Origin of the sequence: Pseudomonas sp. S8, assembly GCF_050473925.1 — a bacterium.
GTDB classification, from domain to species: Bacteria; Pseudomonadota; Gammaproteobacteria; order Pseudomonadales; family Pseudomonadaceae; genus Aquipseudomonas; species Aquipseudomonas parakoreensis.
Window position 1 is genome coordinate 3,995,318 of record NZ_JBFDVZ010000016.1, and the last position, 12,627, is coordinate 4,007,944.

Annotated in this window: 10 protein-coding genes; 4 read left to right on the forward strand and 6 right to left on the reverse strand. The window is 60.5% G+C overall.

Features of this window, described 5'->3' with window-relative positions; translation table 11 throughout:
- Positions 1-22 precede the first annotated feature (22 nt).
- The 6 genes from AB1J88_RS19185 to AB1J88_RS19210 form a co-directional block, all read right to left on the reverse strand.
- Positions 23-769 (reverse strand): 2OG-Fe dioxygenase family protein, encoded by a 747-nt coding sequence (locus AB1J88_RS19185; protein WP_041071315.1) that lies wholly within the window; start codon positions 767-769, stop codon positions 23-25.
- A gap of 230 nt (positions 770-999) precedes the next feature.
- The gene (locus AB1J88_RS19190; RefSeq protein ID WP_041071313.1) at positions 1,000-2,286 is read right to left on the reverse strand and encodes an OprD family porin; all 1,287 of its coding nucleotides are present in this window, start codon (positions 2,284-2,286) and stop codon (positions 1,000-1,002) included.
- Between the two features lie 296 nt (positions 2,287-2,582).
- Positions 2,583-3,251: a DsbA family protein gene (locus AB1J88_RS19195; protein ID WP_430291742.1), complete on the reverse strand. Its 669-nt coding sequence runs from the start codon at positions 3,249-3,251 to the stop codon at positions 2,583-2,585.
- 237 nt (positions 3,252-3,488) lie between these two features.
- Positions 3,489-3,701, reverse strand: a complete 213-nt coding sequence (locus AB1J88_RS19200) for a hypothetical protein (RefSeq protein WP_041071305.1) — start codon at positions 3,699-3,701, stop codon at positions 3,489-3,491.
- Positions 3,702-3,945: 244 nt separating this feature from the next.
- The gene (aguA, locus tag AB1J88_RS19205) at positions 3,946-5,052 is read right to left on the reverse strand and encodes an agmatine deiminase (protein ID WP_047290833.1); all 1,107 of its coding nucleotides are present in this window, start codon (positions 5,050-5,052) and stop codon (positions 3,946-3,948) included.
- Positions 5,053-5,280: 228 nt separating this feature from the next.
- Positions 5,281-8,193, reverse strand: coding sequence for an aminotransferase (locus AB1J88_RS19210; RefSeq protein ID WP_430291743.1), 2,913 nt, complete (start codon positions 8,191-8,193; stop codon positions 5,281-5,283).
- 146 nt (positions 8,194-8,339) lie between these two features.
- Between AB1J88_RS19210 and rfbC the strand changes: the two genes are divergently transcribed.
- The 4 genes from rfbC to AB1J88_RS19230 are packed head-to-tail and all read left to right on the forward strand — an operon-like array spanning position 8,340 to position 12,570.
- Positions 8,340-8,885, forward strand: coding sequence for a dTDP-4-dehydrorhamnose 3,5-epimerase (rfbC, locus tag AB1J88_RS19215; protein WP_222017265.1), 546 nt, complete (start codon positions 8,340-8,342; stop codon positions 8,883-8,885).
- A gap of 42 nt (positions 8,886-8,927) precedes the next feature.
- Positions 8,928-10,736 (forward strand): sensor histidine kinase, encoded by a 1,809-nt coding sequence (locus AB1J88_RS19220; RefSeq protein ID WP_041071297.1) that lies wholly within the window; start codon positions 8,928-8,930, stop codon positions 10,734-10,736.
- Positions 10,733-12,118 carry a sigma-54-dependent transcriptional regulator gene (locus AB1J88_RS19225; protein WP_041071294.1) on the forward strand — a complete coding sequence of 462 codons (1,386 nt, stop codon included), beginning with the start codon at positions 10,733-10,735 and terminating at the stop codon, positions 12,116-12,118. Before AB1J88_RS19220 ends, AB1J88_RS19225 begins: the two co-directional genes overlap by 4 nt.
- Positions 12,115-12,570 (forward strand): thioesterase domain-containing protein, encoded by a 456-nt coding sequence (locus AB1J88_RS19230; protein WP_041071291.1) that lies wholly within the window; start codon positions 12,115-12,117, stop codon positions 12,568-12,570. The genes AB1J88_RS19225 and AB1J88_RS19230 overlap by 4 nt, the downstream gene beginning before the upstream one ends.
- The last annotated feature ends 57 nt before the right edge of the window (positions 12,571-12,627 follow it).

Here is a 12,627-nt window from a genome sequence, read left to right on the forward strand (position 1 = left end):
GCCGTCGATTGGGGTGATCTGATTAGCGAACAATGTCGAAAGCGGTCCCGGGCCGCGAGAAGGAAATCGCCAGAATCTGCCGGTACGCCATGGCATGCGTATGAGGGTTGCGCGCGGGGGTCACGTAGTGGCGCATGTCGCGGTCAAGGAAGTAAGTGGTGTCGAGAATTTCCTGGTAGGTGGTCGACGCCAATTGATGCTCGTGGATATCGTAAAGACGACTCTCGGCACCCTCGACATTGTTGCGTCCCCAGAAGTGCACGCCGCTGAACGGATAACCGTCGCAGTGAATCCCTTCCGGGGTGATTTCCAGTTGCTTGCCGGGTTTGATCTCGATGCGGATCTGATGGATCTGGCACTGCCAGATTTCATCGTGCAGTTCTTCCGGCAGCACGCTTTTGTACACTTCAAAATCGGTGTCGATCAGGCTGCGCATCACCGGCGAAGTGATCACTTCATCGGAGAAGTCCTGAAAATGCCGCACAACACCGCCCACATAGGCGTTGTTCTCCTTCGACTGCACGTAGGCGCGATGCTCGAGCTGCTTGAGCTCACGTGTTTTCGGGTTGTATTCAAAGTCGCTGTAACGACGGTAACGCATGCCGGCTTCGGCCTGACCGTAGTAACTGTCAGGCTCCATGTTTTCCCAACTTTTGGTCAGTCTGACGAAGTCGGCAAAATGACCGTAGAGATTGAAGTCACCACCCTGGACGTTGACATATTTGTCGCGCCGTAGCGATTCGCCCACTTCTCTGTTCAAAACGATCATTACCAAATTCTCCGCTGCGTTGAGCGGCCTAATCTATTAGGTGGAGAATTTGCGTCCATGAGAAAGAATTTCAGGCATTTAAAGCCCTGTTTGAAACGGTACTTGAAGGCGCTTGAAAACCACTTTTACGTGACAAAAACACGGGTTTTTCCGGTTTTCGCAGAAAAGACCTCGAAAAAAAACCCCGAGCCAGTCGGGGTTTTCTCATGTTTCTTACACCGGATCGTTCATCAGAAGATGTTGATCGGGTAGTCCACGAATACACGCAGCTCGTTGCCGCTGACGTTGTACTCGCTGGATTTCTGCGACACGCGCAGGATCGAGCTGCGCAATTTCACGCTCAAGTCTTTCGCCGGACCACTTTGTACGACGTATTTGACCTGGTTGAAAATCTCGCGCTCGGTGCCGCCTTCGCTGGTGGAGGTGGTGATGTTGTCGCCACGCACATAAGCGAAGTTGTAACTCAGACCCGGTACGCCGAATGCGCCGAAGTCCAGGCCGTAGCCCAACTGCCAGCTGCGCTCGTCTTCTGCGTTGAAGTCCGACCAGTAGGAGTTGGCCAGGTAAATGGTGTTGCCACCGTCACCGACACGACCTTGCTCTTTCTGATAGCCGCCGTAGGCATAGCCCAGGTTGCTGTCGCCGGTGGAGCGCTGATGCGCCACGGTGAACGAGTGCGGGCCGGTGGCGAACGTTGCTGCCAGGCTCCAGATCTTGTTGTCATCACCGGTAGCGCCACTTTCGCGGACGTAGGAATCGTCCAGCTTGGTGCGATAGCCGTTGAAGTCCAGGGTCAGGGACTGATCCTTGTCGATCGGGAACACGTAGTTGGCGTTCACGTATTGCTTCTTCAGCACGTCTTCGACGTCGGAAGCGTACAGCGCCGCCTTGAATTGTTCGGTGAACTGATAGCTGCCGCCCAACACGTTGATCGCCTTCAGACCACCGCTGTCACGGCCTTCAGCGCTTTTGCGCGACTCGGCAGTGAAACGACCGGCGTCCAGTTGCAGGCCTTTGATCTCTTTGGAAGTGATCAAGGTACCGGTGTAGCTTTCCGGCAGCAGACGCGAATTGTCATAGTTCAGCACCGGCAAGGCCGGCATCTGGTCACCGTAGGTCAGCACGGTGTTGGACAGACGGAATTTGACCGCAGCGCCGCCCTTGGACAGGTCGTTGGCAGGCTTGCCGCTGTCGCCACGTTTGAAGAAGTCGATGCCGCCAGCACCGCTGCGATCTTCGCTGCGTTCCAGGTTCAGGGCGTACAGGCCGAAAGCATCGACACCCACGCCGATGGTGCCTTGGGTGAAGCCGGACGAGAACGTACCGATAGCCGCTTGGCCCCACTCGGACTTGTCCGCGTTGCCGTCTTTGTAATCACGGTTGATGTAGGCATTGCGCAGCAGCACTTTGAGGCTGCTGTCTTCTACAAAACCCTTGGACTCGGCCTGGCCGTCAGCCATGGCCTGTGTGGCACTCAACATCCCCAGTGCGATCAGGCTGATTCGCTTGTTCAACATTTTGTTTTCCTTATTACGGGTTGAAACGCGCTGTGTCGAACGGCTGAAACGGCGCTATTGCACTCTTTTTTCACCCCGAAACAAAAAGACCCGCCCACGGTAAAACCGTGTCGGGCCCTTTTATTATTTTTGAGTCATGGCGGTTGGCCACAGGCGTTGGGCCGAATCGTAGCCGCGCCCTCAATAATGTGTCAATTTCAAGAATCGTCTTTAAATAGGTAAAAATCGTCTAAGAATCGTAAATTTTGCGATAGCGCATTGCTCGGAAATGCGCTTAACCAGTGAATCCGGCGCGATTACGCGCAGCCATCGAGATCGCATAGAGCGGGGGATTGAGCCGGCTCATCGGCCACAACCGCTTGCCCTAACCAATCAGCAAAGGCCTTCGGTTTACCTAACCACGGGCTGATGTCGATCAAGGTGAATTGCCCGTCCTGCTCCAGCGCCAATGTCGGAAAGCCCTGGCCGCCGAGTCGGGCCAGCAACGCGCGACTGGCTTTTACCTGCGCCTGGGGATCAACGGACTTAAACACCGTCACGAAAGTTGTCTGTACGTAACCCATCTGCGCCGCGACATCGAACAGTACAGACTCATCGGCAATCCGCCGCCCCTCTACGTAATGAGCGGTCTGCAAACACCCGAGCATCTGCAAACCGCGACCGTCGATGGACTCTGCCGCCATGACCGCAGCGATGGGTGGCGTTGAATCGAACACCGCCGAGTGATCACGCAACAGACCTTCGAAATACGCTTCGCCAAACGGCTGACCGGTGTATTCGGCAATGCGCCGGTCGTGGGGCATGACGTAATCGCGCAGTTGCGGCGAAACACGCTGGCGATTCGCGCCGCTCATCATTCCGCCCGCATGGGCAACGACCGGCAGCACTTGCTGCGCCGCTTGCACCAGCGGTTTGGCGCCGTAGCACCAGCCGCACAATGGATCGTAAATGTAGTGAAGGATCATGAGAGAACTCCGGCAACCAAACGGGGAAAATCGATGGCGGCAGATTATCCCTGCGGGCATTGGGGAAAAACGCCGGAATGGCTCTCAGACTGTTTCGCGAATCGGTCGAATGGGTTGCCTTGTTCGGCTACCGCTTCAAGCCCCCTCCCACAGGTTCAATGTTCGCCATGGTTTTCCAGCGCGCATAAAAAAGCGCCGCCATCCCGGCAGCGCTTTTACCAATCCTTGTTGTTTTTCTTATCCTTGCATCACAGCCCACAACGCTTCCAGTTCGGCCTCGCTGAACAGGTCAGCGGGATAGCGCTCAATCATCATCCGGCGCGGATCAGGTTCCCTGATCTGACGCGTTCCATTGGACTTCAAAAAGTGCGCGACAATCTGGAGCGATTCGCCGTTTACGGCCATGGGATGCAAATTCCGCTCGCTGATTACGTTCACTTCGGCGTTCATTTCAGCGCTCTCTCCCCGTTCGTGAGCGGCTAAGTTATCCAAGGTATATGACAGAACTGTTGAAGTTCCCCCCCTCCCTAGTGCGCGGTATCCGATACAAGAGCTATGCCAAGGTTTCCGATTTGTCGACAGGCGGATACAAAGAAGCCCGCGGTCCAGCAGGACCGCGGGCTTATTCGCACCCATCGCAAAAAACTTGCAGCCCGGGTGATTTATTAATCAACTCAGGCTGTTACGTCTCAACTCACTCTTTGTGCGGGGCTGGCTGCTGTTGGGTAAGGCAGTGGATATTGCCGCCGCCCAGTAACAATTCGCGGCCCGGCACCATCACCACTTCGTGCTGCGGGAACAGCTTCTGCAGGATTTCCCGCGCAGGCGCGTCCATCGGATCGTCGAAGCTCGGCGCGATGATGCCACCGTTGACGATCAGGAAGTTCACGTAGGAACCGGCCAGGCGCACGGAAGGGTTGCGCTCCTGGGTACCGTCCACCGGATCGACACCGGCGCACTCTTCTTCAGTCGCGTACAGCGGCCCTGGAATTGGCATCTTGTGCACCGTGAATGGGCGGCCCTTGGCATCGGTGCTGCTTTGCAGCACGTTCATTGCGGCCTGGCAGCGCGGGTAATTCGGATCCTGCGGATCGTCGGTCCACGCCAGCAATACTTCGCCCGGGCGCACGTAGCAGCAGAAGTTATCCACATGGCCGTCGGTTTCGTCGTTGAACAGGCCATCCGGCAACCAGATGATCTTATCCACCGACAGATTGTCACGCAGCACCGCTTCGATCTCTTCGCGACCCAGATGCGGATTGCGGTTGTGGTTGAGCAGGCACTCTTCGGTGGTGATCAGCGTGCCTTCACCGTCGACGTGAATCGAACCGCCTTCCAGCACAAAACCTTCGGTGCGATAACGCGGGCTGCGCTCGATTTCGAGGATCTTGCCACCGACCTGCGAATCACGGTTCCACGGCGAATACAGACCGCCTTCAAACCCGCCCCAAGCATTGAAATCCCAGTTCACACCGCGCACTTCGCCGCTGTTGTTGATGACGAAGGTCGGGCCGCTGTCACGCACCCAGGCGTCATCGCTGGACATCTCGACCACCCGAATATTCGGTACATCGAGGCGTGCACGAGCGTTCTCGTACTGACCGGCCGACACCGCGACCGTCACCGGTTCAAACCGCGCGATGGCTTTGGCCACGGCCGCATGCGCGGCTTGCGCCGGCTTGCCACCCAGGCGCCAGTTGTCCGGACGCTCGGGCCAGATCATCCAGGTCTGGGTCTGCGGCGCCCACTCGGCCGGCATGTAGAAGCCATCGTCACGCGGGGTACTTTTCAAGGTGGTCATCGGATCAGGACTCCAGGGAACCGTCGAGGGGGTTGCGAAGCAATGGCGACTTTATAACCGATAAATATCGGCATTAAAAGCCAACAGACATCCAGACATCTAAAATAAAACAACTATTATCGATATAAATCTGAATCTCTGTAGGAGCTGCCGCAGGCTGCGATCTTTTGATTTTGAAGAGCCAGATCAAAAGATCGCAGCCCGCGACAGCTCCTAGAAGGGTCTGGTTTAGAGGCCTTCCTCGAGCACCCGATCCAGCATGTCGACAAAGAAATCCACACTGCGCCGCGAGGTGACCATCGGCGGTTTGATCTTGAGAATGTTCAGGTCATCCCCGGTCGGCTGCATGAAGATCCCCAGCTCGCGCAGGCGATCGCACAACAGCGTGGTCTCCTCGGTGGCCGGCTCCAGCGTCTCGCGGTTGCGGATCAGCTCCACCCCCAGATAGAACCCGGAACCATGCACCGCGCCCACCAGCGGATGTTTATCGATCAAGGCTTCCAGGCGCGCCTTGAAATGCCCGCCCACCACCCGGGCGTTTTCCCAGAGCTTTTCTTCTTCCATCACATCCAGCACCGCCATGCCGATCTGGCAGCTCACCGGACTGCCGCCGGCCGACGAGAAGAAATAACCTTCAGCTTCCAGTGCCTCGGCGATTTCCCGACGCGTGATCACCGCGCCCAGCGGCTGACCGTTGCCCATGCCCTTGGCCATGCAGATGATGTCCGGCACCACGCCTTGCTCTTCGAAGCCCCAGAAAAAGTGACCCATGCGCCCATATCCGACCTGCACCTCATCGGCGATGCACACCCCGCCCTGGGCCCGCACCAGCGCATAGACCTGTTTCAGATAACCGGGCGGCAGGGAAATTCCGCCGGCGTTGCCGTACACCGGTTCACAGATGAAACCGGCCAATTGGCGCTCCTGCGCGGCGATATGCGCCAGTTGCGTTTCGACGCTGCGTACATAATCCGGCGCAGAATCCAGGCCACGGAATTCGCCACGATAGAGGTTCGGCGCAGTCACCGGATGTACCCAGTCCGGACGGCTTTCCAGCGCTCGCAGGTTGTCGGCAACCGACGTCGACACCGCATCGGCGCCGACCGTCCAGCCGTGATAGGCCTCCAGCACGCTGACCATGTCGCGGCCGCCGCTGTAGGCCCACGCCAGCCGGATCGCCAAGTCGTTGGCCTCACTGCCGCTGTTGACCAGAAACACCCGGTCCATGCCTTCCGGCGCCAGTTTCAGCAAGCGTTCGGAAAACTCCGCCACCGCCGCATAGTTGAAACGCGAGTTGGTGTTGAGCAGCGACCACTGCCGCGCCGCCACCTGCGCCATGCGCGGATGACCATGGCCAAGCACCGCGACGTTGTTGAGCATGTCGAGGTAGGAGCGACCCTGCATGTCGATCAGGTGATTGCGCCAGCCACGCTCGATGCGCGGTGGATCGACGTAATAATGTTTTTGCGTGCGGGCGAAACTGGCGTCACGTCGTTCGAGCAGGGTTTTGGCGTCCAGCTCCGGTTCGGCATCGCAGGCCAGCCCCAGCAGCGTGGCTGGCGAAGGACACAACGCCTGCCACGCGACCGCGCGCGAAGGGCTGCAGAACAACGGCGCATCCAGCGACGCAACGCGGCTCAACTGCACCTTCAACGGGCCATCGACCGACCCCAGCACCTGACCTTTGACCAGCGCCGCGCCACTGTGCAGCGAGGCGCTCACACCCCACAGGCGCACGCTGAGCTGGGGTCCGTCGAGTTGCAGCACACCGTCCGCCGCGTGATGCAGCACACCGGCAAACGGCGCTTCAACCGCCGAACCCTGCGGCACGCGCAACTCAACGTGCAGCGGGAACGTCTGGGGCTCGACCGCACTGTCCGGTCGCGTCTGCGACAGGCGATATTGTCCGTAACGGCTCGCCGCCAGACCATGCGCGGCAGCGGCTTCGGTCAGCAACCGTTGATCGATGCCCGGTTGCTCCCAGTTGCCCGCTTCGAAGTGCGGACTCAGGACGCCAAGATCGATCAGCGCAAACTCCCGCCCGACCAGTTCCGGCAGCAGCGGCGCGAAACCTTCACCGCCAATGGCCGGCAGCGGCTGGCCGACCGCCGTGAGAATCGCCGCCTCCATCAGCGCCAGCGGCACCGAAGTCGCTACGTGGAAGATTTCCCACTCATGTTCAAGGTTGTCGCGGCTGTAGGTGTTGCCCGGATCGATGCTGACCTGTTGCTCACCACTGAGCACCAGCACCGCCGCCCGCGCCACGATCAACGGCCACAACGCCAGCAATTCTTCATGTTGCAGCGGATTGACCGCGTGATAAGCCTGCACCGCTGGCAGAATCACAAACGGATCGCCGCCGGCATGGTGCAGCAGCGCCGCGCACGTCACCGACAGGTCAGTGATGCGCCAGGTGCGCACCAGATCACCGAAGTCGATCACGCCCTGCAATTGCCAATGACGCTTGGCATCGCGTTGCCAGACGGCATTATCGTCGGTGATGTCCATGTGGATCGCCTGCACCGGCAGCTTGTCCTGCAGCGGCTGCAAGCGACGTTCGGCCTGCTCGGCGGCGCCCGCGATCAGCGCGCGCTGGCGTTCATCCTTGATCACCGGCAGCAGGTGGCTGATCAGCGCACTGGCATGGCGCGCGTCCCATTGCAGCGTGCGCTGCAGGCCCGGGTGCTCGAAGCCGGCCAGGGCCAGATCCATCTCGCCACACAGCCGACCGAAACCGGCCACCACGTCGTGGCCCAAGTGATCAAGATGCGTCAGTGGCTGACCTTCGATGTAGTCCAGCAACCGCACGTGCACCGGCTCGCCATCGGAGTCCAGCGACAGCAGATCCGCGCCATTGCCGGCCGGGATCACCCGGGGTACGTGCACTGACGAGTGTTCGGCAAGGTACTTGAGGCCTGCATGCTGAGCCTGCAACTCGACCAGTGCATAGTCGCCGCGGCAGATTTTCAGGACAAAGCGCCCACGCTCACTGTCGACCCGATAGTTCAGATCCTGCTGACTGCCCAGCGCCTGTAACGTGCCGCTGAGCCCGTAATGCTCCGCCAACCACTGCCGGGCCTGCGCCTCAGAGACCTGTGGGCTGGGCAAACTGGCGCGATGAATCAACGTGGCAAGCGGCATGGGACGACCCCTGAAATTTTATTAGGCGCCTATATCGCCATTGCTACAGACGATGCGCAACCCCCGACCGGAGATATTCAAGCGCTCGCATCCGCCGGCACTTTGCGCAAGAATGTCGGCCATTCACACCTATCTGGAAAAACCTCATGAATGTAATCACCACCGATCTGCCCGGTGTTCTGATCATCGAACCCAAGGTATTTGGTGACGAGCGCGGCTTCTTCTACGAGAGTTTCAACGCCAAGGCGTTCCAGGAGGCGACCGGTCTGGACACTCAGTTCGTGCAAGACAACCACTCACGCTCACAGAAAGGCGTGCTGCGCGGACTGCATTACCAACTGCAGAACACTCAAGGCAAACTGGTTCGGGTCACTGCCGGCGAAGTGCTTGATGTGGCGGTGGACATTCGCCGCAGCTCGCCGCACTTCGGCAAATGGGTTGCCGTACGCCTGTCGGCTGAAAACCACCGTCAACTGTGGATCCCGGAAGGTTTTGCCCATGGTTTCGTGGTACTGAGCGAATTCGCCGAATTCCTCTACAAAACCACCAACTACTATGATCCATCGTCCGAGCGCAGCATTCGCTGGGACGACCCCGCGCTGGGCATCGACTGGCAATTGGACGAAGCGCCGAAGCTGTCGGCCAAGGATCAGGTCGGCGCGCTGCTCAAGGACGCTGACGTCTTCGCCTGAGCCTAGGCATAATGCGCCTGTCACTACAGGCGCATTCGGCTCATGAAACCTACCCTTCCCCGCAGACCCCGCTGGCGCAGCCTCGCCCTGCTGGCCCTGTGTCTGGCGCCGCTGCTGTGGCCGCTGGAGCATCTGGCCGAGCGCTATTACCGCAGTGAACTGGCCGGACAAAACCGCCAGACCCTCGACCTCTACGTCGCCAACCTGCTGGGCACCCTGCACCGCTATGAAGTGTTGCCGCAGATCCTCGGCGACTTGCCGGCCCTGCGCGCCGTACTCGGCGCACCGGACGACGGCGTCACCCAGGGCAACGCCAATCGCCTGCTGAAAAACATCGCCGCACAGACTGGCGCAGAAGTCATGTACCTGATGGACACCAGCGGCCAGACCCTGGCGGCGTCGAACTGGGACAAACATGACAGCTTCGTGGGGCGCAATTTCGCTTTCCGTCCGTATTTCAGCGAGGCCATGGCTGGGCGTCTGGGACGCTTCTTCGGCCTCGGCACTACGTCGGCCAAACGCGGTTATTTCTTCGCCGCCGCCGTGCGCAACGGCGAAAAAATCATCGGTGTGCTGGTGATCAAGGTCGACCTCGATCACACCGAAAGCCTGTGGGGCAAAACCCCGGAACAACTGTTGGTGACCGACCATAACGGCGTGGTCATCCTCACCTCGCGCCCGGAGTGGCGTTTTCGTTCGACCCGGACATTGAGCGACACCGAACGCTCGGCGATCACCGCGATCCTGCCCTATCCGACCCGCGAGCCGCGTCCGCTGAACCTCAGCGAAAACGCCTGGTTGACGCAGACCGTGAACATCGCCGAAACCGGCTGGAGCGTCAGCATCCTTGCCCCGCGCACGCTGATCGATCGTCCGGTGCGCACCGTTGTCGCCATCGGTGGCGCCACGCTGTTGGTGGTGATGCTCCTGCTCGGTTTGATGATGCAGCGCCGTCGACATTACCTGGAACGTATTGCCTTCGAAGCCAAGGCCCGCCGTGAACTCGAAGGCCGGGTGGCCGAGCGGACCAGCGATCTGGAAGGCCTCAACCGGCGCCTCAAGCAGGAAGTGCTGGAGCGCGAACAGGCTCAGCAGGAGCTGGTACGGGCCCAGGACGACCTGGTCCAGGCCGGCAAACTCTCGGCACTGGGCACGATGTCGGCGAGCATTAGCCACGAGCTCAACCAACCGCTGGCAGCGATCCGCAGCTACGCGGAAAACGCCGAAGTGCTGCTTGATCACCAACGCACCGAAGATGCCCGTGGCAACCTCAAACTGATCAGCGAACTGACCGGGCGCATGGCCTCGATCATCGCCCACCTGCGTGCCTTCGCCCGCCGCGACCGCCATGCTCCGGAAAGCGTCGCCCTGCAACCGGCGCTGGATGATGCATTGGCATTGCTGGCCAAACGGCGCCGCAGCATGGAAGTCGAGCTGATCCGCGACCTGCCCGCCGCCACCCTGTGGGTCGAGGCCGGCGAAACCCGACTGCGCCAGGTGCTCGGCAATCTGCTGGCCAACGCCCTCGATGCGCTGACCGAAAAAGGCCCGCCGCGCAAACTGTGGCTGAGTGCCGAATCCACGGCCGAAGGCGTCAATCTGTACATTCGCGACAACGGCCCGGGCTTTTGCATGGAAGCCCTCGGCCGCGCCAGCGAGCCCTTCTACACCACCAAGACCCGCACTCAGGGCCTTGGTCTGGGGCTGGCGATCTGTGAAACCCTGATGCGCGCCTTCGGTGGTGAACTGTCGTTCGCCAACCACAAGCAAGGTGGCGCCTTGATCACCCTGCGGCTGCGCGCCGGCGCACCCGGGGTCAGCCTGCAACCGTCCGAGGATCGAAGTGCATGACCATCGACAATCGCATTCAGGTGGTGTTGATCGACGACGATCCGCACCTGCGTCAGGCCCTGGGCCAGACCCTGGACCTGGCCGGGCTGAAAATCCTCCCGTTGTCCGAGGCCAAAGGTCTCGCCGCGCAACTGGAGCGTGACTGGCCCGGTGTGGTGGTCAGCGACATCCGCATGCCGGGCATGGACGGCCTGGAACTGTTGAGCGAATTGCACGCTCAGGATCCGGAGCTGCCGGTGCTGCTGATCACCGGCCACGGCGACGTGCCGCTGGCAGTGCAGGCGATGCGGGCCGGCGCCTATGACTTTCTGGAAAAACCGTTCGCCAGCGATGCCCTGCTCGACAGCGTGCGCCGCGCCCTGGCCCTGCGCCGGCTGGTGCTGGACAACCGCAGCCTGCGTCTGGCCCTCAGCGACCGTAACGAATTGAGCGCGCGACTGGTCGGCCATTCGGCGCCGATGCTGCGCCTGCGCGAGCAGATCGGCGCACTGGCGGCGACCAAAGCCGACGTGCTGATTCTCGGTGAAACCGGCGCCGGCAAAGAGGTCGTGGCCCGTGCGCTGCACGATTTGTCGAGCCGGCGCAACGGCCCGTTCGTGGCGATCAACGCCGGGGCGCTGGCCGAATCGGTGGTCGAAAGTGAGCTGTTCGGGCATGAGCCAGGCGCGTTTACCGGCGCGCAGAAACGCCGGATCGGCAAGTTCGAATTCGCCAACGGCGGCACACTGTTCCTCGATGAAATCGAAAGCATGAGCATGGACGTGCAGGTGAAACTGCTGCGCATGCTGCAAGAGCGTGTGGTCGAACGTCTGGGTGGCAATCAGTTGATCCCGCTGGACATCCGCGTCATCGCCGCGACCAAGGAAGACCTGCGGCAAGCCGCCGATCAAGGACGCTTCCGCGCCGACTTGTATTACCGTCTGAACGTGGCGCCGCTGCGCATTCCGCCACTGCGCGAACGCGGCGAAGATGCGCTGGTGCTGTTCCAGCATTACGCCGACGAAGCCAGCGCCCGCCATGGTCTGCCGCCGCACGAACTGCAACCGGCGCAACGCGCCTTGCTGTTGCGCCACACCTGGCCCGGCAATGTGCGCGAACTGCAGAACGCCGCCGAGCGTTTCGCCCTCGGTCTTGAACTGGCGCTGGATAACAGTGGAAGTGAAGGCGGCGGCACCGCCGTGGAAGTCATCAGTGGCGGCCTGAGCGAGCAAGTGGAAAACTTCGAGAAATCGTTGATTGCCGCCGAACTGGCGCGCTCCCACAGTTCGGTGCGCAGCCTCGCCGAAGCCCTGGGCATTCCGCGCAAGACCCTGCACGACAAACTGCGCAAGCACGGCTTGAATTTCGCCGACAGTAACGCCCATGGAGACGAAGCCGAATGAGCCGCGACAGTCGCTATCTGGAATCGGTGCTGCATCACGACATTCCCCTGACCCGCGAGATGGGCCTCAAGGTCCTCGGCTGGCACGAGCAGCAGTTGAGCCTGCACTTGCCGCTGGAGCCGAACGTCAATCACAAGAGCACCATGTTCGGCGGCAGTCTCTACTGCGGTGCGGTGCTGGCGGGTTGGGGCTGGCTGCACCTGCGCCTGAAGGAAGAAGGCATTGAGGACGGGCACATCGTGATTCAGGAAGGGCAGATCAGCTATCCGTTGCCGGTAACCGGCGACGCCACGGCCATTTGCCCCGCCCCGCAGGCGGCGGTCTGGAAGAAGTTTCTGGCGATGTATCAGCGCTATGGACGCGCACGGTTGACGCTCGATACGCGAATCGTCAACACCGGCAGTGATGAGGATGCAGTGACGTTTCGCGGGCAATACGTTCTGCACCGCTGAAGCAAAAGATCGCAGCCTTCGGCAGCTCCTGCAGGGGAGGTGCGAAATCCTCTGTAG